A 25,926-nucleotide genomic window follows, 5' to 3' on the forward strand; every position below is an offset into this window, starting at 1 on the left:
TTGCCAACGCCGGTCCGGGCAGTTCGCCGGATCGGTGCGGTGCCACGGTTGTAGGGTGGCCTGCCGAGGTTCTTCGCAATTGATGGTGTGGGCGCAAGGCGAAGCATCAGGGACGTTGCTGCTGCTGTTGTTGCTTGCGACACACCGCACCCGCGGGTCGATGCGTGGTTGCGGTGCTGCGATGGTCCTGGCGATGCACTGCGCTGGCGCGCAGCAACAGATAGGGGAGGGGCTTGGTGTTTCACCGCTGCGTTACGGCACGCTGATGGGGTTTGCATGGTGGTTCCTGGCAGTTCGCTGCATCAGTGCGTGGCGACGCGTCGATGGTTTCCGCGATGGTTATCGGTACTTCTTTCCACTGGCGCGCGGCGACGCGTTTGTCATTCCTGGGGCGCCGCGGTTTACTGCGGCGCCTCTCAAGCCCCGTTCACGCGGTGTCGGGCAGGCTAGCCGCCTGTTGCCGCCGCCGGGGCGCTCATCCAGACTGTGCCCATGATTCGATTTCCTACTGCCTTCGCTGCGTCCCTCGTGCTCGTCTCGAGCCTCACCGCCTGCGGTTTCCATCTGCGTAATTCGCTGGCGTTGCCGCCCGACACACCGGCGGTGAAGGTGCAGTCGGCCGTGCAGTACAGCGAGCTGGCCAAGCTGTTGCGGCGTGGACTCAAGGCTTCCGGCGCCACGCTGGCCGATGAAGACGCCAAGACCGGCTTCGCGCAGGTGCAGGTGTTGTCCGAGCGCTGGGGCGATCTGCCGATCGCCATCGATAGCCAGGGCCGTGCCCAGGAATACAGCCTGCGCTACGCGGCCATTTTCTCCGTCACCACTGCCAATGGCTCTGTGCTGGTGCCGCAGCAGGTGATCGAGCTGTCGCGCGATTACGTGTCGCCGCCGGTGGACGCCACCGGTACCGCGACCGAGCGCGAGATTCTTGCCGACGAACTGCGCAAAGACATGTCGGCCTCGATCCTGCGTCGTATCGACAGCGTGGTGCGTGCCCGTTTGAAGCGTGGCGAAAGCCTGGAAAGCACCCCGACTGCGCCGTTGCCGCCGGCTCCGGCGCAGCCAGTACAGCCCACTACGACGCCCGAATCCAGCGTGCCGGCCTCGTTGCCGCCCGCGCCGACCTCGGGCAACTAAGCCGCGCCCGCTCACCGGTATGGAACTTCGCCCCGAGCAGTTGGCCGGCCAGTCCAATCAGCCGTTGCAGCCGGTCTATCTGATCGCCGGCCCCGAGACCTTGCGTGTGCTTGAGGCCGCCGACGCGGTGCGTGCACGCGCGCGCGCCGAAGGCATCGGTGAACGCGAAGTCTTCGATGCCGATGGCCGCGATTTCGACTGGAATCAGCTCGACGCCAGCTTCAATGCGCCCAGCCTGTTCAGTCCGCGCCGGCTGGTCGAGGTGCGCCTGCCCAGCGGCAAGCCGGGCAAGGATGGCGCCGAGGTCATCACCCGCTTCTGCGCCAACCCGCCGCCGGACGTGGTGCTGCTGATCACCGCCAATGACTGGAGCAAGGCGCACCAGGGCAAGTGGACCGAGGCCGTCGGCCGCATCGGTACGATTGCGGTGGCCTGGGCGATCAAGCCGCATGAGCTATCCGACTGGATCGAGCGTCGCCTGCGTGCGCACGGCCTGCGCGCCGATGCCGCGGCCGTGCAGCGTCTGAGCGAGCGGGTGGAAGGCAACCTGCTCGCCGCCGCGCAGGAAATCGACAAGCTCGCCCTGCTGGCCGATGGCAAGACGCTGGATCTGGAAGCGATGGAATCGCTGGTGGCTGACGCCGCGCGTTATGACGTCTTCCGGCTCGCCGAAACCACGTTTTCCGGGCAGCCGGCGGCAGTGATCCGTATGCTCGCCGGCCTGCGTGCCGAAGGCGAGGCGGTTGCCGCGCTGATGCCGATCCTGATCAAGGAATTACTGCGCACTGCCTCGCTGGCGAAGGTGCAGGCCAACGGCGGCAACCTGGCTGCCGAAATGAAGGCGCAGGGGCTGTGGGAATCGCGCCAGGCACCATTCAAGCGCGCGCTGCAACGTCACCCCGAACCGCGTCGCTGGGAACGCTTCGTCGCCGAAGCCGGGCTGGTCGATCGCATGGCCAAAGGTCGCGCCGACGGCGACGCCTGGGTGGGTCTGGAACGCCTGCTGGTGGCCGTGGCCGAAGCCCGCGCGGTGAGATTGTTGGCGTGACCGCGAGGGAGGCCGGAACTGCTGAGCAAGGCGCCGGCGCCGGAAAGCGGCAGCCTCCAACTAGCGCAACCGCACAGCAAAGCGCACAGCCGGCAGCCTCTATCAGCTCGGCTCTGAGGTCACCGGCCATCAACGCCGAGTCCGCCACCTCAGACCCGCTTCTTCCCAAATCCCAAGTCCCAAATCCCGAATCCCGATCCCACACCGATTCCCGATTCACAATTCCCAGTTCCAGGCTGCATCTCTACTACGGCGGCACCTTCGACCCGATCCACCTCGGCCATCTCGCCATCGCCTGCGCGGCGCGCGACGAACTGGGTGCACGCGTGCACTTGGTGCCGGCCGCCGACCCGCCGCATCGCCCCGCGCCCGGCGCCACTGCCGCGCAGCGCGCGCAGATGCTGGAGCTGGCGCTCACTGACCACCCAGGGCTGCAGCTGGATACCCGCGAGCTGCGCCGCGCCGCGCATGGCGATGCGCCGTCCTACACCGTGGACACCTTGCGCGAGCTGCGTGCCGAACTCGGCCCCACCGCCCCGATCGCCTGGCTGCTCGGCGCCGATGCCTTCGTCGGGCTGGACCACTGGCATGACTGGGAGGCGTTGTTCGGGCTGGCGCATTTCGTGGTGGCTGCACGCCCGGGAACCACATTGGAGCTGGCCGGCGCACCGCAGCTGGCCGCGGCGGTGCAGGGCCGCTGGGTCTGCAGTGCGGACGACCTGGCCAGCGCCCCGGCCGGCCGGCTCTATCTGCTGCATCAGCCCTTGCGCGGCGAATCGGCCAGCGCAGTGCGTTCACGTATCGCTGCTGTTGGCCAATGGCAGGCCCTGGTGCCACCGCCGGTGGCCGCAATGATTCAGCGCGAAGGCCTGTACCGCAGCGCCCGCCCGGCTAGCTGAACACGCATCCGGCGGGACCGGCCTATAATTCACATCAATTCCATCGAGTTGCCGCTTTGACCAGCCAAGCCCAAGTCATCAAGACCTCTCTCCCGAACCCGCCGCCGTCCGTGCCGGCCCTGTTGGCCACCGTGCGCGAGGCTGTCGAAGAACTGAAAGCCAAGGACGTGGTCGAGATCGATGTGCGCGGCAAGTCCAGTGTCTGCGACTACATGGTGGTTGTGTCGGGTACCTCGACCCGCCACGTCAAATCGATCGCCGATGAAGTGGTCAAGTTCGCCAAGCGTTTGGATGTGATGCCGCTGGGCGTGGAAGGCGAGCGCGAAGCCGAGTGGGTGCTGGTCGACCTGGGCGATGTGGTGGTGCATGTGATGTTGCCGCGCGTGCGCGAATTCTATGCACTGGAGCGTCTGTGGACGGTCGGCGATCAGCGCCCATCCGACGAAGACGAGTCCGACGAACTGCGCTAAGAGCGGCTAACAAAACGTAGCGAGCAGTCGTCAGGTGGGTGCGGACGACGCACAGGAACCGGAGTGTACGAGTGGTACATGCCGATTCCGAGCACCGGCCACGCCCGCCCGGCGGCTGCGCAGTAGTTTTGTTAGCTGCTTTAAATCTGCGCAGTTGCGCGGCGTGCGTGCATGACCAGCAACGGCGCCTTGGGCGCCGTTGCCGTTTGAGTCATTCACTGCGCAATCGATCGGCTTCGTGCATTCCCTAGCCCGCGGTTCGGGGCATGCCCATCACCAGCGTGCAGCGCCATGCACTTACAACGGTCCGCGCTCCCACGGCCCAGTGATCGCCAGCGTGATGCCCGGCGTCTGGATGTTGACGAACAAGGTGCGCGCCAACGGATCCCAACACGCACCGCAGAACTCGGTATTGCGGTAATCGCCTTCGGCAATCGTCTTGCCGGCGTTGGCAATCTGCTGCGAGGTCAGCTGCATATTGTTCTTGGCCAGGTAGAACGATTCGCCGTTACGGGTCAGCCCGAGCGCGCGCGCCCGGACCGTATTCGTCCGCGCTCTCGCCGCCGTCTTCGCACAACACCACGCCACCGCGCGCGCTCACCGTCACGTTGTCCGGGTCGTGCGCGGCCAGCTGATTGCCGCTGACGAACAGTGCGCTCAGGCGTTGGATAAACAGGTCCAGCACCCACACCGCGCCATGCCGTAACCGCGGCGGCCCTGCGCATCCACGCCGGTGCTGGTGTCGACGATGAACATCTTGCCGAGCTGTACCAGATGCCTTCGCTGCGGCTCATGCGCAGCGCGCCATCGGCGCAGGCCTGCGCGAACGGGCCGCTCAAGGTGTCGTTGGCGCCGATATCGGCAAAGCCTGCGGGTGCGGCGATGCTGTCCAGATCGGGCTCGGAAATATCCACCCATCCAGTTGGAATTGCTGGCCGATGCTGGCCACGGTGAGGTCGGAATTGCGGCGCCTACGCACGCGCGCGGCCTGCAAGCGGTCGCCGTTTTCCAGTGAACCATTACGGCCACGGCGGTCGTTGGGAATGAAGCGGTACAGGCCGGCCTTGTTGCGGTCGTCTTCGGTGAGATAGACGATGCCGGTGCGTGGGTCGATTGCCACCGCTTCGTGACTGAAACGGCCCAGCCCCGCCAGTGGGCGGCCGGTGGTGCGGTGGCTGTCCGGGTGCACCTCGAACACGTAACCATGTTGCGGCCGTTGCTGGAGACCGCGTTGGTCTTGATCTCTTCGCAGCTCAGCCAGGTGCCCCACGGCGTGGGGCCGCCGACGCAGTTGACCAGTGTGCCGCCGAGGCTCGGCTCCAGGCTGCCCCAGCCGCGCCGGCCATAACTCAGCGTGGTGGTGCCGCCGCCGGCCTGCTGGTGCCACTGACGATGCCGGTGTCGCATCGCCGGCGCCCGGAACGGGCTGCCCGCGCCGCGTTCGTGGTTGCGGATCAGCACATATTCCAGGCCGCGCAGCGGGTCGCCACCGGGCCGCCAGTCGGGCCGGCGCAGACCGACCACGGCCATGTCGTCATGCCGGTCGGGACAGGGCTGGCCATCGTCCATGCGGTCGCCGCTCCAGCCGAACGCGCGGTAGCTGAAACCCTGTGGCAGCTGCAACAGCGGCAGACCGGTGCTTTGGTCGGCAACCGGCGCGAGTGGGTCGTAACGGCTGGGAACAGGTGCCAACCGCGTGGAGGGCGAGGTGGCGGCCTGGGCCTGGCGCGACTGCAGTGCGCTCAAGCTGCCAAAGGTGCCCCCTGAGAACCTGGCGGCGGGCGGGATCGAAAACCGGCATCGAACGACTCCTGCGTGGCTGGGTGGTCGCGCGGTACTAATTGCCAGCTGTAACCACACCATGACACGCAGTGACACATCGCCACGGACTGCCCGGGCTGTGACGCGGATATCATGTGGCCATGAAATGCCGACTTATCGCTACCGGCGAGCGCGCACCAAGCTGGGTGGCGCAAGGGTTTGCCGAATACCAGAAGCGTCTTTCGCACTGGATGCCGCTGGAGCTGGTCGAGATCGAACCCGGTCTGCGTGGCAAGGGCCGCGACGCGCAGCGCGCGACCGACGACGAAGGACGCCGCGTGCTCGCCGCGCTGCCGAAAAATGCCTACGTCATCGCGCTGGATGTGCTAGGGCGCCCGCTCAGTTCCGAACAGCTCGCCCAGCGCATGGAACACTGGCGCGGACAGGGGCGCGATCTGGCGTTTTTGATCGGCGGGCCGGAAGGCCATTCGGCCGAGGTGCTGAAAAGCGCCAGTGAGAGCTGGTCGATCGGCCCGCTCACCCTGCCGCACATGTTGGTGCGCCTGATCGTCGCCGAGCAGCTGTATCGCGCCGCGGCGATGCTGGCCAACCATCCGTATCACCGCGCATAGCAACGCGCGCAGCTCTTGCACCTCCAGCAGCAAGCTTGGGTCATGGCGCCACACCACCAACGATGAAACCGAGCGGCTAACAACACGTCGCGAGTAGTCGCCAGGTCGGTATGGATGGCGCTGAAGCGTTGCAGTGCTCGCCTACCACATGCCGTTCCGAACGCTGGCCGCATCTGTCTGATGGCGGCGCAGTCGTCTTATCAGCTGCTCCAAGTTGCACGCGCGATGCGGAGTATGAGGAGCTTCGTAGGCGATGGACGTACCGGCTAACGATGGCGTGCGTGCATCAACAAACGCTTTGGCGATTTTGCATTTTGTTGCTAACCATAGCGCATGCGTTCGTAGCCGCATGGTTGGCAGTAGTCGCTCCTATGAGCAGAGGCGTGTCGATGCGGCGGCTGTGCTTGCAAGCCGCCGCATCACGTCTCCATCAATTCAACGAGAAACTTACCGGCACCAGGCCATAGGCCTGCACGGCCTGACCGTTCTGCATGGCCGGCTGGAAGCGCCAGCTGCGCAGCACCTGGCTACGCGCGGCCAGGTCGAGCACGCGATGACCACTGCTGGTCTGCACGCTGACTTCGGCCGGACGTCCATCAATGCCGACCAGCACACGCAGCAGCACCGTGCCTTGCTGACCTGCGCGCAGTGCGGCCGCCGGATAGCTCGGCGCTGGCGAACTCAGATACTGCAGTTGACCCACTTCGATCGGTCCGCTGGGCGCGATTGTCGTCGGGGTGCTTTCTGCGACCACGTCGGAGACCCTCGCGGGAACGGCAAACGCCGCGCTATCGACCATAGGCTCCTGCGTGATCACTGCGGTTTGCACAGGAACCGGCAGCGTCTTGGTCGGTGTATGCGTTTTCGGCTTGAACGTTACGTTGACTGGAAACACCAGCGGTGGCGGCGGCGTGGGGATGCTCGCCGGCATAAGCCAGCGCTCTTTGGGTGCGGTCTGCTGGGGAATCGCCCGGTGCGAGAGCGGAATCAGCAACAACCCGCCCGCAAGTAAGTGCAATGCCACGGCCGTGCTCATCGCCAGCACGCGCGAGGGGTCGATGCCGAAAGGACGGGAAGAAACCTGCGATTGCGTGCGAACCATCATCCACCTCCAGAACGGAACTGCGGAAAGGACCAGCGCGACCCGGACGCACATCACCATCCGGTGGCGTAGGTTTACCACAGCCGGCGCGGCTTCACAAGCGCTGCTTGGATTGCGTTGCGGCAACGGCGCCGCCAGATAGGCAGGCATCATTCAAGCGGTGCTCACGGCGCGTTGCCACGTGTGAACGCCACGGTGCAGCAGCCAATTGCAAGCATTTGCACAAACAAGACGCCCAGCCGAAGCTGGGCGTGGATTGAGAAAAAGCCCAGCCCTTCGCAGGGCTGGGAAAACAACGCTGACGGGAGAGACGTCAGTAGTCGTACGACACGGACAACATGGCGTAGCGTGGCTGGGTGAAATTGACCCCCATGCCGTAGATGTTGGACAGCTTGTAGTGGTTGTCTTCCCAGGTGGAGTTGACTTGCAAGGGCTTACGCTCGTTGAAGATATTGAAGCCCTGCAGGGTAACGGCCAGCTTGTTGCCGGCGAAGGCCGGGCGATAGGTCAGGCCCAGGTCGACGATCTTCGTCCAAGGCAAACGTCCGGCGTCGCCTGGCCGCGATGGCTGGCCGTCGCAGGTGTGATAAGACGAGCCGTACCCGACCGGGTCGCCCGCATCGGAAGACTCGTCAGTGCCGTTGATGCTGACATAACCCAGGCACGACTTCGGAGTGCCTGACAGAACACGGATATTGCCGGCGATCAGCCATTCTGGTGCCAGCTGGTAGGAGCCGTAGAGCTTGATCTGGTGGCGACGATCGTTGGCCAGGTAACCGCCGGAGTACCACATCAGCGCGGCCGCATCCCAGTCCTGGGTCTTGGACACGTCGCTCTGGCCGATGTCCGACTTCACCTGGCCCTCGGTGTTACCAAAGTTGCGCGACAGGGTGTAATCGATGCGGCCTTCCCACTTGCCGTCGAACGGATGCTGGAGGAACAGATCCAGTGCCAGATACTTGCGCTTGGCCTTCTTGTCGAAGCCCCAATCGGCCGACGACATCGAAAGCGCGGTGCGGCCGGAACCATCCAGGTTGGCCAGGCTGAAGGAGTTGGTTTCGCCCGGGTTGAAGATGACGCACCCAGGAACATCGACCGTGCTGGGGTCCACGCCAATCGCGGCCAGCTTGGTGCGCATCTTGTCCGAATCGCAGACATCGTCGATGGTGGTGCCCAGGTTGCGGTAGGTGAGCTTGGCGCCAGTGACCCAATTGCTGCCCAGCGTCTTGTCGAAGCCGACCATGAACTCATCCTGGTACATCGATTTCAGGTCGTTGGCCGCGACTGACGCGGCATCGGGTTGCTGCCCACACTCGCGATTGGAAGAGACGACATTGCCGGAGCACGAAGCGCCAGCGCTCGGATCCACCGGGATCGGCGTCAGGCCGGTCGGGTTGCCTTGGGCGTCGATACCGGTATAGGTGAAATATTCGCTCGTATACGTGGAGGGCGACGCACCACGAATGGCCACGCTATTGGGAAGCGCCAGATAATAGCGACCGACATTGCCGTAGACCTTCAACGACGAGTCACCAAACGCATCCCAGCTGATGCCGATCCGAGGCGCCCATTGGTCGCCGCTTTCCACATAGACCTTGCCAGCATCATTGAAATTGGTGAACTTGTCGTTGCGCACGCCCAGGATCAGCAACAGACGATCATTGATCTGCCACTTGTCCTCGAGAAAATAGGCTTTCTGCCTGACCGACATGCTGGTGGCTGTTTGGAAGACGCCGCGGTAGACGTAGTAGCCATCGCCGCCTGCCGGACCGACACCCAACGAGTCGGCGATAGGCACGTCGGGAGCGAGGTTGTCGTAGGTCCAGGTGTAGCCTGGTCCAGTGGTGAGTGCACCTTCGTTGTTGGCGTTGAAGTACATGTTGTCCACGCCGCTGGCCAGCGTATGACTGCCGAGCACGTACTCCAGGTCCAGGCGCAGGCCGTGGGTACGATTCTCGCCATCGCGTGCCTGGGTCGAGGTCTGGTTGTTGCGAATTTCGCTGCCACCGGTAATGGCCGGATCCTGCCGATTGGCGTTGTACAGATATGGAGCCAGACTGGGATTGTTGCGATAGTCGCTCTGCTGGCTCTTGCCATAGGTCGCGCTGAAGGTCAGTGCGTCGGTGATGTAGCTGGTGTATTTGCCGATGTAGTAACGGTCGTCGACCTTGACCGTATCGGCGAACGCACCGCTTGCGCTTTGGGTGATCACTCCTGGGTAGCTGAAATCGCTGTACGCGCCGCTTGTACGGTAGTTGTTCTTGACGCCGGTGAATTCAAGGATGTTGCGGTCGTTGATGTTCCAGTCGACCTTGGCGTAAACCTTCGGCTCGTCCACGCGATAGGTGTCTCGGCCGATAACCGAATCTTCGCGGCTTGCGGTCGATACACCTTCGGTACGCTCCTGCTCGGCGGCAACGAAAACGAACAGCCTGTCCTCAATGAGCGGTCCACCGGCATAGGCGCTAAAAACCGTATTCCAGGCCTTGTCGCCCTTGCGGCTACGGTACAGCGTGCCGGGCAAATCTGGCTTGGCATAGGAATAGTCGGAAGAGGGCAGTGGCGTGTCCGGATAGAACACATCCTTGTAGTCGCTGGACAAGCTCTTCGGCCGCCACAGCATCTGGCCGCCGAAGTGCCACTCGTTGGTGCCGCGCTTGCCGACCTGGCTGAGTACGCCGCCTGCCGAACGGCCGTACCGGGCGCTATAGCCGCCGGTATAGGTTTCCTGCTGGTCGATGGCGCCGTAGGGCAGGGTGACGCCGCCGATGTTGGTTAGCGGATTGGAGCTGAGATAGCCGTTGAGATAGTAGGCGTTCTCAGTCACGCCGGCGCCGCCGAAGGAAATGGCATTGCCGAAGTAGCCGCTGCCTTGCACCGCGCCTGGCGACAACAGCGCGATCGCTTCACCCGAGCGCGCCAGCGGCAAACGTTGCAATTGCTCGGCGGTAATGACGGTGCGTGAAGCAGTGGCGGAGACGTCCACCGGCGAGATGTTTTTGCCGGTCACCGTGATGGTGCCCAGGGTGGCAGTGTCCTCGGATGCATTGCTGCTGCCGAAGGACACATCGGTGCCGGCGCCGACGCGCAGCGCGATGTTCTTGCGGGTCTCGGCGGCCTGGCCTTCGCGTTGCAGGGTGACGGTATAGGTACCCACCGGAAGGTTGCCGATGGCGTAACGGCCGTTGGCATCGACCGTTGCAGTACGCGTAAAACCGGTGTCGCCCTGCACGGTGACCGTGGCGCCTGCGCCGGCCGGCGCGCTTCCGTAGATGCCGGCAGTGGTGCTTTGCGCGGCCGCAGTGCCGGTGGCGAGCATGCCGACGGCGCCGCTCAGGGCAAGCGCAAGCACGCTGATGCGGCCATAGCGCGCGGGCGACGTGGAGCATAACGGGCGGCGTTGCCGCGCGGCGTGACTGGTCATTTCGATCGCTCTCCAGATTGGCGCCGTCACGAAGATGACGGTGCGCTGACAATCGATGCTAGAGAGCGGTCGCGCCCGCTCAAAGAACAATTTCTTTAAATTTCATGCTTTTTTAAGCACAAACGCTAAATAACGCCTATTCAGACTGAAATACTGTGACTCTGGGCACTTGCAAGTAAGTAGGTTTTTCTTTGTGTCACTGGCGCAATGCTGTAACTGCATTTGGCCAGAAGCAGGCAAGAGTTTTGATCGACCGCGCAAACGACACTGCCCTCCGAAGAGGGCAGTAAAGAAACGACGCTTTGGATTTAGACAAGCGCTCTTAGCGCCCCAGTTCGAACGTCACATCTAGGTTGATCGACAGCGTGCTCTCGCCTGGAGCGACCGGGGTGTCCATCTCGGCCTTGGCCGAGCGCATGGAGGCGGCCATCATCATCGGGCGCACCGCACCGCCGCTGCGGCCTTCGGAGATGCTGACAATGCGGCGCACCTTCAGGCCCAGCGACTTGGCATAGGTTTCGGCCCGCGCCTGGGCTTTTTTCAGTGCGGCCACGCGCGCTTCGTCGTAGACCGGTTCGGGTTGGTCGATCGAGAAGCTGGGGCCGTTGATATTGTTGGCGCCCTGCGCGACCAGGGCGTCGAGCACCTTGCCCAGGCGGGTGATGTCGCGGACCTTGAGGTTGACCGTGTTGCTGGCCTGGTAGCCGTTGATCTTGGGCGCTTCGTTTTCTTTGTAGGTGTACTGCGGGCTCAGATTGATGCCGCTGGTTTGCACGTCCTTGTCGGCGATGCCGGCGGCCTTCACCGCGGCCATGACCTTGCTCATCTGTTCGGCGTTCTGGCGCATGGCGGCGTTGCCGTCGGCGGCCTGGGTGACCACACCGGCAGACAGCGTGGCGATGTCCGGCACACGCTTGGCTTCCGCCTCGGCCGACACGTTGAGCAGGGTGCCGTCGCTGGGAATGGTGTAGCTCGGGGCAGTCTGGGCGTGGGCGGTCATGGCGGTTCCGGCAGCGATGGACAGGGCCAGCAACAACGGCTTGAGGTAGGTACGCATGAGATCTCCTTGTCTATGTGGAGAGCGTGTTAGCACCTCGATGAATATGTTGTGAGTCGAACGCAACAACACATCGGCAACGCTGCGTACGTTCACCAGACAAGCGGGCGAGTGCGGGCAACGGGTATGCTGGACGGATGCTCTATCTCGCCTCCCGTTCGCCGCGCCGACATGAACTCCTGCAACGCCTGGATGTGCCGTTCCAGACGTTGCAACTGGATGTGCCCGAGTTGCGCGCAGCCGATGAAACGCCCGAACACTACGTGCAGCGCGTCGCGCTGGACAAGGCGCAGGCCGGTCTGGCGCTGGTACAGGGCGCCGACCCCGACGCCATCGTGCTGGGCTCGGATACCGAAGTGGTGTTGGGCGAGCGGGTGTTCGGCAAGCCGGTCGATGTAGACGATGCCATCGCAATGCTGCGCGTTTTGTCCGGGCGCACCCACCAGGTGCTCACGGCGGTGGTTCTAGTCTGCGCACAGCGCGCGCCGGCGCAGGCACTGGTGGTGTCGGAAGTCACGTTCGACACACTTGATGATGCGCAGATTGCTGCTTACGCCGCCTGTGGCGAGCCAATGGGCAAGGCCGGCGCGTATGCGATCCAGGGCCGCGCCGAACGCTTCATCCGCCATCTGTCCGGAAGCTATTCCGGCGTGATGGGATTGCCGCTTTATCACACCTCGCAGTTGCTCACAGCCTTCGGAGCGCATTGATGTCGGAAGAGATTTTGGTCAACGTCACCCCACGTGAGACCCGTGTGGCGGTGATCGAGAACGGCATGCTGCAGGAGCTGCATATCGAGCGCGGTTGGCGCCGGGGCGTGGTGGGCAATATCTACAAGGGCAAGGTGCAGCGGGTCATGCCTGGCATGCAGGCTGCCTTCGTTGAAGTAGGGCTGGAGCGTGCCGCGTTTTTGCACGCCAACGATGTGATCCGTCCGGCGCCTGCGCCGGCCAGCGTGGTCGATACCGAAGAAACCCCGATCCCGCCGCCGCCGGCTGCCTCGGTGCCGATCGTGGAACTGCTGCGCGACGGCCAGGACATCGTGGTGCAGGTGGTCAAGGACCCGATCGGCACCAAGGGTGCGCGCTTGACCACCCAGATCAGCATTCCGTCGCGCTATTTGGTGCTGCTGCCGCAGTCCAAAGTGGTCGGGGTGTCAGCACGGATCGAAGACGAGGCCGAGCGCCTGCGCTTGAAGACCATCGTCAGCGAGGTCTCGGCCCAGCATGGCGGCTTCGGCTACATCATCCGCACCAATGCCGAAGGCCAGCCGGCCGAGGCGCTGGCCGAGGACATCGCGTACCTATCGCGGGTCTGGAATGTGGTTGAGCGCCGCGGCCGTGAGGCGCCGCCGTGCAGCATCATTTATGAAGACCTGAGCCTGCCGCTGCGTGCGGTACGCGACCTGATCCGTCGTGACGTGGAGAAGGTGAAGGTTGATTCCAACGAGACCTTCGTGCAATTGGAGGCCTTCGTGGCCAAGTACATGCCGGTGCTGGCCGAGCGGCTGGAGCTGTACACCGGCGACCGGCCGATCTTCGACCTGTACGGGGTCGAGGACGAGATCGGACGGGCGTTGAATAAGCAGGTGCCGCTCAAATCCGGTGGTTATCTGGTGATCGACCAGACCGAGGCGATGACCACCATTGACGTCAACACCGGCTCGTTCGTCGGTCAGCGCAACCTCGAAGAGACCGTGTTCCGCACCAACCTGGAAGCCGCACAGGCGGTGGCGCGGCAGCTGCGGCTGCGCAATCTGGGCGGCATCATCATCATCGACTTCATCGACATGGACGACCCGGAGCATCGCCGCCAGGTGCTGCGCACGTTGGAGAAGGCACTGGCACGCGATCACGCCAAGACCACCGTGTACGAGTTCTCGCCGTTGGGCCTGGTGGAGATGACCCGCAAGCGCACCGTCGAAAGCCTGGAGCGCCAACTCTCGGAAACCTGCGGCCAATGTGGCGGGCGCGGCACCATCAAGACCGCCGAAACGGTGACCTACGAGATCTTCCGCGAGATCACCCGCGCGGTGCGCCAGTTCGATGCCGCGCGCCTGTTGGTGATCGCCTCGTCGAAAGTGGTCGCCCGCATCACCGAGGAAGAGTCCGCCGCCGTGGCCGAACTGGAAGAGTTCCTCGGCAAGAGCATCCGCTTCCAGTCCGACGACCAGTACCTGCAGGAGCAGTTCGATGTGGTGCTGCTGTGAGTCCGGGATTTGGGATCCGGGATTCGGGATTTGTAAAAGCCGGCCCCGTCATGATATGCGGCCAGCAGGAGCGTTGACGTTACCGTGCTTGGACACGCTGTAACCAATCCCGAATCCCCAATGCCCAATCCCCGCTCCTGATGCCCACCCCGCTGCGCCGCCGTCTCCGTCTGTTTCGCCGCTATGCGATCACTGCCTGCGCGCTTGCGCTGGTGGCGGTCGCGTTGTTGGTGGGCGCGGCCAGCCAGGCGCTGCCGTTGGCCGAGGAGCATCCGCAGCAGATTGCGCAGTGGCTGAGCCAGCGTGCCGGTCAGCCGATTGCGTTCGACCGGCTGCAGACCGAATGGACCCGGCGCGGTCCGCTGCTGCGGCTGGATGGGCTGCGTATCGGTCCGCACGGCGAGGTGCGCGTCGGCCAGGCCGAGGTGCTGTTGGCGATGTACGCCGGGTTGCTGCCGGGCCATTCGCTGACCGAAATACGCCTGCGCGGCCTTGCGCTGACCTTGCAGCGCAGCGACGACGGTGTGTGGTCGGTCCAGGGCATGCCCAGCGGCGGAAACTCCGATCCGTTGGATGCGCTGCGCCGGCTGGGCGAGATCCAGCTGGCCGAAGCCCGACTGCACGTGGCCGCGCCCTCGATCGGCCTGGACACCACGCTGCCGCGCATCGACCTGCGCCTGCGCGTCAGCGGCTCGACCGTGAAGGTGGGCAGCCGTAGCTGGATCGATCTCAAGCGCGCGCCGCTGACGGCGGTGCTGGAATTCGATCGCGACAGCGGCGACGGCAGCGCTTATGTGCAAGCCGATCCGGCCGACCTGTCCGCATGGGCGTCGTTGCTGCAGTTCGGCGGAATGCGCGTGGAGGGCGGTGGTGGGCGCTTGCAGGCCTGGGCGCAATTGCGCGCACGCCGGATCGCTGCAGTGAGCGTGGATGTCGACCTGCAGCAGCTCCGCCTGTCCGGGGCCGCGCTGCCGGACGAGACCGCGCGGCGCACGCTCACCTGGGAACGGCTGCAGGCGCGTGCGCGCTGGCAGACCATCGATGGCGGCTGGCGCGTGGACGCGCCGCTGCTGCGCCTGGGCCCGGCAGCGCAACTGCAGCACCTGGACGGGCTGAGCATTGCCGGCGGGCGCCGCTATGCGGTGGTGGGCAAGCATGTGGATGTCTCGGGCCTGATTGCAGCTGCCGCCTTGAGCGAGCAGTTGTCGCCCGCCTTGCGGCGTTGGCTGAGCCTGTCCAAACCGCAGCTGCGCGTGGCCGACCTGCAGGTCGCCGGCGAGCAAGGCGGCGCGATGCGCGCGCAGGGCCAGATCGAAGAGTTGGGGTTTCTGCCGGTGGGCAATGCGCCGGGCATCAGCGGCCTGCGCGGCACGATCGATGGCGATGCGCAGGGCGTGGAACTGGACCCCGCACCCGACGCCACGCTGCGCTTCGATTGGCCAACCGGCTTTGGCGTGGTGCATGAGATTCAACTGGCCGGCAAGATCGTCGGCTGGCGCGAAGGCGCTGGCTGGCAGGTCGCCACCCCGGCGCTGCGTGTGCAGGGCAAGGATTACGGCGCCAACGTGCGCGGCGGGCTGTGGTTCCAGGGCGATGGCAGCCGCCCGCGCATGCAACTGGCGGCCCAACTGGACGATGTGGCGGTGCCGGTGGCGCGCAAGTTCTGGATCCGCTCCAAGATGAGCGAGGCCGCCATCGACTGGCTCGACATGGCCGTGGCCGGCGGCACCGTCACCGGCGGCACTGGCCTGGTCAGCGGCGATCTGGACGACTGGCCGTTCGACGATAACGACGGGCGCTTCGAAGCATTCGGGCAGATTCGCGATGGCGTGATCCGCTTCCAGCCGGACTGGCCGGCGATGGAGCAGGTCCAGGCGCACCTGAGTTTTATCGGCAAGGGTTTTTCGCTGCAGGGGCAGGGCGACCTTGCGGGCACCCCGATTGCGCAGCTGGACGCGGGCATCCCCAGTTTCGCCACGTCCGAACTTTATGTCCGTGCCTCCACCCAGGCCGACGCAGCGCAGTTGCTCGGCATGCTGCGCAAGAGCCCGCTGGAGCGCCGCTATGGCGACACCTTGCGCAATCTCACCGTATCCGGCCCGGCCGCGGTGACCTTCGATCTGCTGCGTCCCCTGCGCACCCATGGCGTTGGCGGCCATCTGCAGGGCACGGTGGCATTGCAAGGTGCCAAGCTGGCCGATGCACGCTGGGATCTGGCGTTCGACCAGGTCAGCGGGCAGGCCGAGTACCGCGACACCGGTTTTGCCGCCGAGCAGTTGAGCGTGCAGCACGAGGGGCGCAGCGGCGAGTTGTCGTTGCGCGCCGGCGGGTTGGTGCAGGACCCCAAACAGGCCTTCGAAGCACGTCTTGGCGCCGCCCTGGATGCCAAGGAATTGTTCGACCGCGCACCGCAGATGGAGTGGCTGCGCCCGTACGTGCATGGCAGCGCGCCCTGGCAGGTCAGCGTGGACGTGCCGCTGCCGCCACCGGGGCAGACCACTGCCAATGCGATGCTGACGCTACGGTCTAACTTGATCGGCACCACGCTGGATCTGCCAGCGCCGCTGGACAAGGCGGCCAGCCAGCCACTGGACACCCGGGTCAAGGTGGCGCTGCCGTTGGGCGATGGCGATATCGATGTGGCCTTCGGCAAGCTGGTGGCGCTCAAGGCCAGCAGCCAAGGCGAGCAGACTGGCGTGCGTGTGGTGATGGGCACTGATACCGTCACCGAACGGCCGCCGGCCAACGGGTTGGTGGTCACGGGTCGCGCCGCTTCGCTGGATGCGATCGACTGGATCAGCCTGGCGCGCAGCACCAGCAGCGATACAGACACGCCGCCACTGCCCGGCCAGCCGGCCATTTCCAAGAAAGACGCGATGCCGTTGCAGGAGGTGGACGTGCAGGCGGACCGCTTGCTGATGATCGGCGGCGTGTTCCCGCAAACGCGCCTGCGCCTGCGCCCCACCCGCGATGCGGTAGCGGTGACGCTGGAGGGCCCCTCGCTGGCCGGCCAACTCACCGTGCCCACCGCCGATGGTGCAACCGTGCAGGGCAAGTTGAAGACCGTGCATTGGCAGCCGGTGGCGGCGCCTGCCGCGCCGGCCGCGCCAGAACCCGGCGATCCGCTGGCCGGCGCGTTGCCGGAACCTGCGCGTCGCGCCGTGGCCGAATTCGACCCGGTGTCGATCCCGCCGCTGTCACTGAATATCGACGATCTGCAGATCGGCAAAATGACCTTCGGTGCGGCCACCCTGCGTAGCAGCCGGCTCACCGATGGCATGCAGGTGGATCAGCTGCAGCTGCGCTCGGACGACCAGAACATCGGCCTCACCGGTGCCTGGCGCGGCAAGGGCGACGCAGCCACGACGCGCCTGTCGGCGCGTGTGGACAGCCGCAACCTGGGCAATCTGCTGCAGAACCTCACCCTGGGCGGCCAGCTGCGCGGCGGCGAAGGGGAGCTGGAACTCAATGCTGGCTGGGAAGGCTCGCCGACTGGCTTTGCGCTCGGCTCGCTGGACGGCAACCTCAAGGTTGAGGTGCGTAATGGCCAGTTGCTGGAAGTGGACCCGGGCGCCGGCCGCGTGCTCGGCCTGCTGAGCGTGGCGCAGCTACCGCGCCGCTTGATGTTCGACTTCCGCGATTTCTTCTCCAAGGGTCTGGCGTTCAACAAGCTGGCCGGCGAAGTGCGCTTCGGTAAAGGCTTCGCGCGCACCGATGCCATCCGCATCGAAGGCCCGGCTGCCGATATCGCCATCCGCGGGCAGACCGACTTGCGCGCGCAGACCTTCGATCAAACCGTCGACGTGAACCCCAAAGCCGGCAACCTGCTGACGGTGGTCGGCGCAGTTGCCGGCGGCCCGGTGGGTGCGGCAGTCGGCGCGGCGGCCAACGCGGTGCTCGGCAAACCGCTGGGTGCGATCGGTGCCAAGACCTATCACGTCACCGGGCCGTGGAAAGATCCGCAGGTGGACGTGGTGGAGCGCGAGGCGCGCGAGCGGGCGCCGAGCAAACCGGCCGCGCCAGCCAAGTCCGGCAAGGCAGATCCCACGCTGCGCTGACACACTTAGTCGGCGGGCGTGTCATCGCTGCCGGCACGCGTAAACATCGGCAGCCGCAGCCGCGAACGATGCCCCGGCACTGGCGGCTGCTCGGGTGCAGCCATGCCAAGAAAATAGCCGCGCTGCCATTTTTCGCGCGCTGCCGCCGATTGCGCATCGGGCAATTCATCCAGAAAGCGCGTGCGGCTGTGGGTCCAGTCGGCATGTTGCTGCGCCAGCCGCGGCGCTTCGGAAAGCGGCTTCCATTGCGGCTGCACCTGCTCGATCAACTGGCGCTGCAGCGGGAACAGATGACAGAACGGCTCGCCCGCCTCGAAGCGCACCCGCCCGGGCCGGGTGAAACGCCAGTTCATGGTGAAGGTGTGCGGGCTCCAGTCGGTTTCCACCATGCCGCTCAGCGCGCCGATGCCGTCTTTTGGCTGATTCAACGGGCCGGTGACGAACAGGTCGATGCCGGTGTCGGTGCGGAACAGGCACGGCACATGGAAGGTCAGCACGCCATAGCCGAAGTGGCTGATCGCCGGTGCATGCGTGCCTGCATCGGCGGTGATGGTGATCGCCGCCAGCGCGTCGCTGCCGTCCCAGCTGGCCTCGAAGCCGGACTGGCACAGCAGCTCCCAGCCATGCGCGTTGGCAATCGCCAGCGGCAGGCAGCGGTAGGCGTAGCGCTGGTCGGTGGCGTCCATCCACGCGCGCTCATGCGGGGCCGGGCGGATGTCCAGCGTGTGGCCGTCCAGAACGTGGGCGATGAGCTTCATGCGCGGGTGATCGGTGAAGAGCTGGCTGGCGATGATAGCTGCGCGCATGTTCAGCGGAACGACTTGTCTCCCCGGCGCGTGGGCCCCATCCTGACCACATGACCGATAACGCTCTCACTTTGGCCGAAACCCGGCTGCTGCTTCCTTCCGGCCTGGATGCCGGCCATCTCGACCGCACCTTCGGCGCCCTGCTGGGCCCGGGCATCGACTTCGGCGACCTGTATTTTCAGCATTCGCGGCGCGAGAGCTGGAGCGTGGAAGACGGCATCGTCAAGGACGGTGCGCATTCCATCGAACAAGGCGTCGGCGTGCGTGCGATCGCTGGCGAGAAAACCGGTTTTGCCTATTCCGACGACATCCATCGCGATGCGCTGCTGGAAGCGGCGCAGTCTGCGCGCGCGATCTCGCGCGAGGGCGGGGCGCAATCCACGCGCTCGCTGGTGCGTGGCAATAGCCGTGCGCTGTATCCGGCCACCGACCCGATCGACGACATGGACAGCGCCACCAAGGTGGACCTGTTGCGCCGCATCGACCAGTACGTGCGCGCTGCCGACCCGCGCGTCAAGCAGGTGATGGTGAGCCTGTCGGGCGGCGTGGATACGGTGCTGATCGCCCGCAGCGACGGCGTGCTGGCGGCCGATGTGCGCCCGCTGGTGCGCTTGAACGTGCAAGTGATTGTCGAACAGGGTGGGCGCCGCGAATCCGGTTATTCCGGCGGCGGCGGGCGTTACGGCTATGCCGAACTGTTTGCCGACGGCCGCCCGGAAGGCTTCGCCCGCGAAGCGCTGCGTCAGGCGCTGGTGAATCTGGACGCGATCCCCGCACCGGCCGGCGTGATGCCGGTGGTGCTCGGCCCAGGCTGGCCTGGCGTGCTGTTGCACGAAGCGGTGGGCCACGGTCTGGAAGGCGACTTCAATCGCAAGGGCACCAGCGTCTATGCCGGGCGCATGGGCGAGCGCGTGGCATCGCCGGGCGTGACCATCGTCGATGACGGCACCCTGGATGGCCGTCGCGGCTCGCTCAACATCGACGACGAAGGCACACCGAGTCAGTGCACCACGCTGATCGAAGACGGCGTGCTGGTGGGCTACATGCAGGACACCCACAACGCGCGCCTGATGGGCGTGGCGTCCACCGGCAACGGCCGCCGCGAATCGTTTGCGCACCTGACCATGCCGCGCATGACCAACACCTACATGCGCGCCGGCCAGCATGACCCGGAAGAGATGATCCGTTCGGTCAAGAAGGGCATCTACGCGGTGAATTTCGGCGGCGGCCAGGTCGATATCACCAGCGGCAAGTACGTGTTCTCGGCCACCGAGGCTTATCTGATCGAAGACGGCAAGGTCACCGCGCCGGTCAAGGGCGCCACCTTGATCGGCAATGGCCCAGAGACCATGCAGAAAGTGCGCATGATCGGCAACGACCTGGCCTTGGACGAAGGCGTGGGCGTGTGCGGCAAGGACGGGCAGAGCGTGCCGGTCGGCGTCGGCCAGCCCTCGCTGCTGATCGACGGCATTACGGTTGGCGGAACGCAGGCCTGAGATGCGGAGATTTGGGAATCGGGATTTGGAATTCGCAACGGCAGGAGCGCAAAGCAGTGCGTCGGGCCTTTGCCGTTTGCCGGTTCAGCAGAGGGGAATCGAGAGTCAGGATTTGGGATTGGCAACGGCTGGCACCGCCGTTGCCTCGATTGATGGATCGGGCGGATCCCTACTCGTCGTCTTCCGACGCCGATTCGCCGTCTTCCAATCCCAAATCCGCACTCTCCAATCCCTGCTCTTGCGACAGGTCGCGCAGCACCTGGAACAGTTCGCGGTAGGAGCGAGGGGGCTTGTTCTTGGCGCGTTCGTGGATCGCGTTGCGCACCAGCTGACGCAGTTGCTGGCGGTCGGCGGCCGGGTAGGCTTCCAGCAGTTCGGCCAGCGCCACGTCGCCGTCGGCGAGCAGGCGCTCGCGCCAGCGCTCGACCCGGTGAATCGCCGCCACTTCACGGCGCGCGGTCTCGCTGTTGGCATCCAGTGCATCGCGGATCGCTGCCAGGGTCTCGTCGTCCTCGCGGCGCATATGCTTGGCCAGAAACGCCAGCTGCCGCTTGTGCGCGATATGCGAGGTGATGCGCTTGCTCTCTTCGATATGCGGGATCAGCGACTCGGGCACCGGCAGCTTGGCCAATTGCGCCGGGGTCAGCGCGACCAGCTTCTCGCCCAGGTCGAAAATCTCGAGCGCTTCGCGCCGCTGCTGGCTACGGCTGGCGCCGCGAAATTCACCGGTGTCTTCATCGCGTCCGCGCATTGCCACTACATCCCGAAACCTGGTTGATAAACATCTCCGGCCTTGATCGGCCGGGCGTCGGCGGAACATTCCGCACTGAATTCAAACACTCCGGCCTCGGATGGCCGGGCTTTCGCGGACGGATCCGCGTTCCCAAGGATAAAGCATTGAACGCACTCTCCTCCGAAATCCGTGTCACCGACGACAGCCTGCAGCGCCTTGAGGCGCTCACCGACATCTCGCAGCGCCTGCTCGAGCGCGCGCGCGCCGCCGGCGCGACCCAGGCCGAAGTCAGCTGCAGCGAAGAGCGCGGCCTGGACGTCAACGTGCGGCTGGGCGACGTGGAGACGGTCGAATCCACCCGCGATCGCGGCATTGCGGTCACGGTCTACTTCGGCAAGCGCAAGGGCAGTGCCAGCACTGCGGATTTGCAGGATTCCAGCCTGGAATCCACCGTGGCGCAGGCCTGCGCGATCGCCCGTTTCACCGAAGACGACGTGGCCAGCGGCCTGGCCGACCCGGAGTTGATGGCGCGTGAGTTTCCCGAGCTGGACAGCTGGCATCCGTGGGCACTGGACGCCGATACCGCGGTGGATCTGGCGCTGGCCTGCGAAACCGCTGGCCGCGACGCTGACGCGCGCATCAGCAATTCCGATGGCGCCTCGGCCAGCACCGGGCTCAGCCTGGCGGTGTACGCCAACTCGCATGGCTTCATCGGCCGCGAGCGCGGCACCCATCATTCGATCAGCTGCGCGTTGATTGCCGGGCAGGGCGACGGTATGCAGCGCGATGGCTGGTATAGCAGTGCGCTGGCGCGCGAGGATCTGGAAGCGCCGGATGCGATCGGCCGGCATGCTGCCGAGCGCACCCTGGCGCGTTTGCAGCCGCGTTCGCTGCCCACCGGCCAGCTGCCGGTGCTGTTTGCGCCGGAAGTGGCGCGCTCGTTGGTCGGTCACTTGCTCGGTGCCGTCTCCGGCGGCGCGCTGTATCGCCGCGCCAGCTTCCTGCTCGACAGCGTTGGCACCAAGCTGTTTCCAGACTGGTTCAACATCGAAGAACTACCGCATTTGCGCCGTGGCCTGCGCTCGGCCGCGTTCGATGGCGAAGGCGTCGCGACCCGGCGCTCGGCATTGATCAACGACGGCGTGCTGCAGCGTTATGTGCTGGGCAGTTACTCCGCACGCAAGCTAGGCCTGCAGACCACTGCCAATGCTGGTGGCGTACATAACCTGCAGGTCACCGCCAACGCGGGCGATCTGGCATCGATGATTGCCGGCATGTCGCGCGGCCTACTAGTCACCGAGCTGATGGGCAACGGCGTCAACCCCGTTACCGGCGATTACTCGCGCGGCGCCGGCGGTTTCTGGATCGAGAATGGCGTGATCGCTTACCCGGTCGATGGCCTGACTATCGCGGGCAATCTGCGCGATATGTTCGCCGGCATCGAGGCGGTGGGCAGCGATGTCGATCCGCGCTCGCACGTCAAGATCGGCTCGGTGCTGATCAATCGCATGACGGTGGCTGGTGACAGCTAAACGGCATTCGTGGTGCCGAGATCGCTGGTTTTCGAGCGTTCGTTTGCTGCGCGGTGCAGGGTCACAAGCAGGCGCCGCGCGTGAGCTTGCGTGCGCGTAGCTGCAAGCGGGCGCACCACTGGTGCTTCCTGCCGCCTTTAACGAACTATGCGTAAAATGGCATGGGGCATGCGCCGGCACTCGCTACTACGCGCGCTACATACGCAATCCGGGGCGCCGGTAGATCTGGAATCCGCCTGCTGCGGGTGGACGCCAGTTCGCCGCGCTGGACGGCGCCTTCTCCGCCATTACGCTGCGCATTGCAGCTCCGGCAAGACCGCGCGCCCATGTCTTTCCGCACTGGTGGCTGGCTGAATCGTTGCTATAGTCCGCCGCACCACAACCATGCATGGGGAGACATGATGAGCGAATTCGAATCGCACGCCGTACCGCCGCCGCCGGTCGGCACCAGCAGTCCGTCGGAAGAGCGCACACTCGCGCTGGCCGCGCACCTGCTTGGCATCCTGACCTCGTTTGTCGGTGCGTTGGTGATCTGGTTGATCAGCAAGGACGCCAGCCCCTCCAAGCCGTTCGCCACCGATCAAGCCAAGGAAGCACTGAATTTCCAGATCACCGTGATCATTGCCTACGTGGCTGCAGTGATTCTGACCATCGTGTCGTTCGGCATCCTGTTCTTCGTACCGACACTGGTGTGGATCGCCAACCTGGTGCTCTGCATCCTGGCCGCGGTCAAGGCCAACAATGGCGAGCATTACCGTTATCCGTTCACGCTGCGCCTGATCAAGTAACCGGCGCGGTGCGAAACACAAAGGCCCGGCAGCAGTGCCGGGCCTTTGTCGTTTCAAACGATGACGCAATCAGTTCTGCGCCGAGGTGTTTTCGGCGAAGTACTCGTGGCTGTCGGCATTGGTGATGGCCTGCGCCGGGTTGCTGATCGCCAGACTGCGCGCGCCGGACTGGCCGTAGACGCGGTCCTACGGTGAAGTGGCTGGTTTCGTGCACCAGGGTGCCGGCCTTGGAGTCAGTGCCGGTTGTGGACGCGCTCCAAAACGCGTTGCAGACATGGATCTCGTACGGCTGGTTCGGATAGACGTAGGCATACGCATCTGCCGCATCCGCCTCGCAGCTGCAGTTGATCGTCAGCTGGCCGTTGTTCTGGTCCAGCGCATTATCGATGTTGACGAAGTTGGAGCTGACCCGGCTGTAGCGCGAGGCGTTATAGGCACCGAACCAGGTTGTGTAGCGCGCGCCTGTGCTGCCGGCATTGAGGTAGGTACGCGCGTTCTGCGAGTAGTTGCGCGCGGCAGTCACCGCACTGCCGGCCTGGCTGGTGCGGGTGGTGCTGCAGTTGAGGTAGTTGATGCCGTTGACCACAGCCGTCGGGCCGACGCTGAGCTGGCGCTGCACGCCACGGCGCGCGCCGTCCAGCCACACGGTAAGCGGGGTGCTGGTGGCCACGGCCGGCTCGCCGTTGGCGGTCTTCATCAGGCTGCCGTCGGAAAAGGAGGCGTACTGCAGCGCCGAGCGCACCTGGATGGTGTAGTTGCCGCTGGTGGACAGATCGTAGGCGCCGGCCAGATCGACCTCGCCCTTCACGCTCTGGCCCGGCTGCAGGATGGTGAAGTCGGCCGCCTTGGGCAAGCCGCGCTTGACCAGGCGCCCGGTGTAATCCACTGGCTTGCCGTCGCGGCTCACTTCCAGAATGCCGTTATCCAGCGACTTCAGCGGCAGCTGATAGGTCGGCACGCGTGCAATCTGGCTGCTGTTGTTGGTGACGGTGACGGCGATCTTGCCTTGATGGCGGCCAGCCTGGTCGGCCACCGGCGACAGTTCGATGGTCAACGGAACCGGGCCGCGCACGGACTGCGCCTGCGCCGATCCGAGTATGCCGACAACGGCCAGCGTGCCTGCTGCAAACGATGCGAAAAAAACGTTCTTCACCAGTGACTCTCCGTGTGATCGGGGGATGTCCGCGGATGCGGGCAACCCAAACCTAGGCAGGACGAGCGGGCACGACAAGTTTTTTTATTTCGTATATTTTGTTTTGAAATTTATACTGAAAGGCTCGGAAATATCGTCTATGTTGATAATTCAGCTTAAAAATGTGCAGTCCGTCATATGTTGCGGGCTGGCGCGTGTCAGTCGCTGACACAAATGCACGCAGGAAAAGTTTCGATATGTGATCAAGTTCTCTTTTTGAGAGATCACACTACAGACGTTGACCTTGCGCTGGCGCACGGAGTGCGCAAATAGTTCCTGCGAGGCTGGTTTTATGTCTCGCACGGCCGATATGTGGCCGTACAGACGACCACATGCTATGGCATCTAATCGAATGCCAAAGACCGGTTCGGGTATCTGCTACACCCGCTCATTGCAGCGTGTAACGGCGTGACAACTGCGTCTAGTGCGCGCGGTCCACCGCAAACCGGCCCAAGCTGGCCAATATTTCGCCTGGTTGCCCATAGGGCTGCAGCACGTCGTGCATGCGCGTGGCCAGTTCGGCCAGCTTCGCCTTGGCGCCTCCCATCCCGAGCAGAGCGGGGTAAGTGGATTTGGATTGCGCCGCGTCCTTACCGGCGGTCTTGCCCAACTGCGCCGAGCTCGATTCCACATCCAGGATGTCATCGCGCACCTGGAACGCCAGGCCCAGCGCGTCGGCAAATGCGCCAAGACGCTGCTGGTCGTCCGCCGCTGCGCCGCCCGTGAGCGCGCCCATACGCACCGCCGCTCGGATCAACGCGCCGGTCTTGAGCGCATGCATGCGTTGCAGGTCCTGCAACGGCTGCAGTTGCCCGGTCGCATCCATATCCAGCGCCTGGCCGCCGCACATGCCGGCCGCCCCCGCAGCCGTCGCCAGGCTCTGCATCCAGCCCACGCGCAGTTCGGCGCTGGTGGATGCTGCGGCCAGCAGTTCGAAAGCTCGTGTCTGCAAGGCGTCGCCGGCCAGAATCGCGGTGGCTTCGTCGAAGGCGATATGCACGGTGGGCTGGCCGCGCCGCAGCGCGTCGTCGTCCATCGCCGGCAAGTCGTCGTGCACCAGCGAATAGGCGTGAATCAGCTCCACCGCCACCGCGGGCGTGTCGAGCTGGTCCTCAGCAGCGCCGAACAATGCGCCGCTTGCATAAACCAGCAGCGGACGCATGCGCTTGCCACCGCCCAGCACTGCGTAGCGCATTGCTGCATGCAGGCGCTGCGGCGCATGCGTAGCGCTCGGCAAGCCGGCCTCCAGGCTGCGTTCGGTGCGGGCGATCCAGTGGTCGAACAGCGCCGAACTCATCTCAGCCGTCCAGCGACGGCGGTTCGAAGGCTTCGGCAAGCTCGGGGCGGGCAGGGTCGGTCAACAGGCGCACGCGCAGTTCGGCCTGTTCCAGCGCCTGCTGGCAGTCGCGGTACAACCCGATGCCGCGTTCGTAGGCCGTGAGCGATTGCTCCAGGCTCAGATCGCCGACCTCCAGCTTCTGCACCAGTTGCTCGAGTTCTTCCAGCGACTGTTCGAAGCGGGCAACCGGGGACGTTTCGTTCAAGGACTTCTTGGCCATCGCTAAAGTGTGCGGCGCGCGCG

General features: G+C 64.9%; 20 protein-coding genes, 1 other RNA gene and 2 pseudogenes. 11 read left to right on the top strand and 12 right to left on the bottom strand.

From position 1 onward, the window contains the following. Positions 1 to 492 precede the first annotated feature (492 nt). The 4 genes from KWO_RS08115 to rsfS are packed head-to-tail and all read left to right on the top strand — an operon-like array spanning position 493 to position 3,554. Positions 493 to 1,137, top strand: coding sequence for an LPS-assembly lipoprotein LptE (locus KWO_RS08115; RefSeq protein ID WP_010366825.1), 645 nt, complete (start codon positions 493 to 495; stop codon positions 1,135 to 1,137). A gap of 19 nt (positions 1,138 to 1,156) precedes the next feature. Beyond that, on the top strand, positions 1,157 to 2,185 hold the full coding sequence (holA, locus tag KWO_RS08120; RefSeq protein WP_010377535.1) for a DNA polymerase III subunit delta: 1,029 nt from the start codon (positions 1,157 to 1,159) through the stop codon (positions 2,183 to 2,185). Then, entirely contained in the window at positions 2,182 to 3,084 is a 903-nt protein-coding gene (gene nadD / locus KWO_RS08125; RefSeq protein ID WP_017113885.1) for a nicotinate-nucleotide adenylyltransferase, read from the top strand. The genes holA and nadD overlap by 4 nt, the downstream gene beginning before the upstream one ends. Positions 3,085 to 3,140: 56 nt before the next feature. Then, positions 3,141 to 3,554, top strand: coding sequence for a ribosome silencing factor (gene rsfS / locus KWO_RS08130; RefSeq protein WP_005912943.1), 414 nt, complete (start codon positions 3,141 to 3,143; stop codon positions 3,552 to 3,554). A 4-nt stretch (positions 3,555 to 3,558) separates the two neighbouring features. Here the strand turns inward: rsfS and KWO_RS08135 are convergent. The 4 genes and pseudogenes from KWO_RS08135 to KWO_RS23555 form a co-directional block, all read right to left on the bottom strand. Beyond that, positions 3,559 to 3,634: non-coding RNA, sX9 sRNA (locus KWO_RS08135), on the bottom strand. 217 nt (positions 3,635 to 3,851) lie between these two features. Continuing rightward, positions 3,852 to 4,031, bottom strand: coding sequence for an alkaline phosphatase PhoX (locus KWO_RS23545; RefSeq protein ID WP_019768200.1), 180 nt, complete (start codon positions 4,029 to 4,031; stop codon positions 3,852 to 3,854). Positions 4,032 to 4,062: 31 nt separating this feature from the next. Continuing rightward, complete coding sequence (locus tag KWO_RS23550; RefSeq protein WP_407830163.1) at positions 4,063 to 4,239, bottom strand: hypothetical protein; 177 nt, start codon at positions 4,237 to 4,239, stop codon at positions 4,063 to 4,065. A 150-nt stretch (positions 4,240 to 4,389) separates the two neighbouring features. After that, positions 4,390 to 5,417: pseudogene (locus KWO_RS23555) on the bottom strand (alkaline phosphatase PhoX). 59 nt (positions 5,418 to 5,476) lie between these two features. Between KWO_RS23555 and rlmH the strand changes: the two are divergent. Next, on the top strand, positions 5,477 to 5,947 hold the full coding sequence (gene rlmH / locus KWO_RS08145) for a 23S rRNA (pseudouridine(1915)-N(3))-methyltransferase RlmH (protein WP_010377541.1): 471 nt from the start codon (positions 5,477 to 5,479) through the stop codon (positions 5,945 to 5,947). Positions 5,948 to 6,377: 430 nt separating this feature from the next. Here rlmH and KWO_RS08150 read toward each other — a convergent pair whose 3' ends face one another. From KWO_RS08150 to KWO_RS08160, 3 genes are all read right to left on the bottom strand, one after another. After that, positions 6,378 to 7,052: an energy transducer TonB gene (locus KWO_RS08150; RefSeq protein ID WP_010377543.1), complete on the bottom strand. Its 675-nt coding sequence runs from the start codon at positions 7,050 to 7,052 to the stop codon at positions 6,378 to 6,380. 310 nt (positions 7,053 to 7,362) lie between these two features. After that, positions 7,363 to 10,473 carry a TonB-dependent receptor gene (locus KWO_RS08155; RefSeq protein WP_010377546.1) on the bottom strand — a complete coding sequence of 1,037 codons (3,111 nt, stop codon included), beginning with the start codon at positions 10,471 to 10,473 and terminating at the stop codon, positions 7,363 to 7,365. Positions 10,474 to 10,795: 322 nt separating this feature from the next. Next, positions 10,796 to 11,530 carry an SIMPL domain-containing protein gene (locus KWO_RS08160; protein WP_010377548.1) on the bottom strand — a complete coding sequence of 245 codons (735 nt, stop codon included), beginning with the start codon at positions 11,528 to 11,530 and terminating at the stop codon, positions 10,796 to 10,798. Positions 11,531 to 11,667: 137 nt separating this feature from the next. Between KWO_RS08160 and KWO_RS08165 the strand changes: the two genes are divergently transcribed. From KWO_RS08165 to KWO_RS08175, 3 genes are all read left to right on the top strand, one after another. Continuing rightward, positions 11,668 to 12,240, top strand: coding sequence for a Maf-like protein (locus KWO_RS08165; protein WP_010377550.1), 573 nt, complete (start codon positions 11,668 to 11,670; stop codon positions 12,238 to 12,240). After that, the gene (rng, locus tag KWO_RS08170; protein WP_017112469.1) at positions 12,240 to 13,739 is read left to right on the top strand and encodes a ribonuclease G; all 1,500 of its coding nucleotides are present in this window, start codon (positions 12,240 to 12,242) and stop codon (positions 13,737 to 13,739) included. Before KWO_RS08165 ends, rng begins: the two co-directional genes overlap by 1 nt. 140 nt (positions 13,740 to 13,879) lie before the next feature. After that, the gene (locus tag KWO_RS08175) at positions 13,880 to 17,797 is read left to right on the top strand and encodes a YhdP family protein (protein ID WP_017112468.1); all 3,918 of its coding nucleotides are present in this window, start codon (positions 13,880 to 13,882) and stop codon (positions 17,795 to 17,797) included. 5 nt (positions 17,798 to 17,802) lie between these two features. Here the strand turns inward: KWO_RS08175 and KWO_RS08180 are convergent, their stop codons facing one another. After that, positions 17,803 to 18,555 carry a DUF6065 family protein gene (locus KWO_RS08180; RefSeq protein ID WP_026113394.1) on the bottom strand — a complete coding sequence of 251 codons (753 nt, stop codon included), beginning with the start codon at positions 18,553 to 18,555 and terminating at the stop codon, positions 17,803 to 17,805. Between the two features lie 98 nt (positions 18,556 to 18,653). On the opposite strand from KWO_RS08180, the gene tldD reads away from it, so the two are divergent. Then, positions 18,654 to 20,099, top strand: coding sequence for a metalloprotease TldD (gene tldD, locus KWO_RS08185; RefSeq protein ID WP_010377564.1), 1,446 nt, complete (start codon positions 18,654 to 18,656; stop codon positions 20,097 to 20,099). Between the two features lie 169 nt (positions 20,100 to 20,268). On the opposite strand, the gene yjgA is transcribed toward tldD, so the two are convergent. Next, positions 20,269 to 20,850 carry a ribosome biogenesis factor YjgA gene (gene yjgA, locus KWO_RS08190; protein WP_010377567.1) on the bottom strand — a complete coding sequence of 194 codons (582 nt, stop codon included), beginning with the start codon at positions 20,848 to 20,850 and terminating at the stop codon, positions 20,269 to 20,271. A 146-nt stretch (positions 20,851 to 20,996) separates the two neighbouring features. On the opposite strand from yjgA, the gene pmbA reads away from it, so the two are divergent. Both pmbA and KWO_RS08200 read left to right on the top strand, forming a co-directional pair. Beyond that, the gene (gene pmbA, locus KWO_RS08195) at positions 20,997 to 22,364 is read left to right on the top strand and encodes a metalloprotease PmbA (RefSeq protein WP_010366774.1); all 1,368 of its coding nucleotides are present in this window, start codon (positions 20,997 to 20,999) and stop codon (positions 22,362 to 22,364) included. A gap of 326 nt (positions 22,365 to 22,690) precedes the next feature. After that, the gene (locus KWO_RS08200) at positions 22,691 to 23,152 is read left to right on the top strand and encodes a DUF4870 domain-containing protein (RefSeq protein WP_017112466.1); all 462 of its coding nucleotides are present in this window, start codon (positions 22,691 to 22,693) and stop codon (positions 23,150 to 23,152) included. A gap of 69 nt (positions 23,153 to 23,221) precedes the next feature. On the opposite strand, the pseudogene KWO_RS08205 reads toward KWO_RS08200, so the two are convergent. From KWO_RS08205 to KWO_RS08215, 3 genes and pseudogenes are all read right to left on the bottom strand, one after another. Continuing rightward, positions 23,222 to 24,305: pseudogene (locus KWO_RS08205) on the bottom strand (M35 family metalloendopeptidase). A gap of 460 nt (positions 24,306 to 24,765) precedes the next feature. Further along, positions 24,766 to 25,641 carry a polyprenyl synthetase family protein gene (locus KWO_RS08210; protein WP_010366766.1) on the bottom strand — a complete coding sequence of 292 codons (876 nt, stop codon included), beginning with the start codon at positions 25,639 to 25,641 and terminating at the stop codon, positions 24,766 to 24,768. Position 25,642: 1 nt separating this feature from the next. Next, positions 25,643 to 25,903, bottom strand: a complete 261-nt coding sequence (locus tag KWO_RS08215) for an exodeoxyribonuclease VII small subunit (protein WP_010366764.1) — start codon at positions 25,901 to 25,903, stop codon at positions 25,643 to 25,645. Positions 25,904 to 25,926: the final 23 nt, after the last annotated feature.

The sequence above is a fragment of the Xanthomonas vasicola pv. musacearum NCPPB 4379 genome, from assembly GCF_000277895.2.
Taxonomy (GTDB): Bacteria; Pseudomonadota; Gammaproteobacteria; order Xanthomonadales; family Xanthomonadaceae; genus Xanthomonas; species Xanthomonas vasicola.

Coding starts and splice junctions, on each gene's coding strand:
- KWO_RS08155 (WP_010377546.1), bottom strand. CDS start 10,473: ATGACCAGTCACGCCGCGCGGCAACGCCGCCCGTTATGCTCCACGTCG.
- tldD (WP_010377564.1), top strand. CDS start 18,654: ATGACCGATAACGCTCTCACTTTGGCCGAAACCCGGCTGCTGCTTCCT.
- KWO_RS08175 (WP_017112468.1), top strand. CDS start 13,880: ATGCCCACCCCGCTGCGCCGCCGTCTCCGTCTGTTTCGCCGCTATGCG.
- KWO_RS08210 (WP_010366766.1), bottom strand. CDS start 25,641: ATGAGTTCGGCGCTGTTCGACCACTGGATCGCCCGCACCGAACGCAGC.
- KWO_RS08165 (WP_010377550.1), top strand. CDS start 11,668: ATGCTCTATCTCGCCTCCCGTTCGCCGCGCCGACATGAACTCCTGCAA.
- holA (WP_010377535.1), top strand. CDS start 1,157: ATGGAACTTCGCCCCGAGCAGTTGGCCGGCCAGTCCAATCAGCCGTTG.
- KWO_RS08180 (WP_026113394.1), bottom strand. CDS start 18,555: ATGAAGCTCATCGCCCACGTTCTGGACGGCCACACGCTGGACATCCGC.
- KWO_RS08215 (WP_010366764.1), bottom strand. CDS start 25,903: ATGGCCAAGAAGTCCTTGAACGAAACGTCCCCGGTTGCCCGCTTCGAA.
- yjgA (WP_010377567.1), bottom strand. CDS start 20,850: ATGCGCGGACGCGATGAAGACACCGGTGAATTTCGCGGCGCCAGCCGT.
- KWO_RS08150 (WP_010377543.1), bottom strand. CDS start 7,052: ATGATGGTTCGCACGCAATCGCAGGTTTCTTCCCGTCCTTTCGGCATC.
- KWO_RS08160 (WP_010377548.1), bottom strand. CDS start 11,530: ATGCGTACCTACCTCAAGCCGTTGTTGCTGGCCCTGTCCATCGCTGCC.
- rng (WP_017112469.1), top strand. CDS start 12,240: ATGTCGGAAGAGATTTTGGTCAACGTCACCCCACGTGAGACCCGTGTG.
- KWO_RS08200 (WP_017112466.1), top strand. CDS start 22,691: ATGTCTTTCCGCACTGGTGGCTGGCTGAATCGTTGCTATAGTCCGCCG.
- rlmH (WP_010377541.1), top strand. CDS start 5,477: ATGAAATGCCGACTTATCGCTACCGGCGAGCGCGCACCAAGCTGGGTG.
- KWO_RS08115 (WP_010366825.1), top strand. CDS start 493: ATGATTCGATTTCCTACTGCCTTCGCTGCGTCCCTCGTGCTCGTCTCG.
- KWO_RS23545 (WP_019768200.1), bottom strand. CDS start 4,031: ATGCAGCTGACCTCGCAGCAGATTGCCAACGCCGGCAAGACGATTGCC.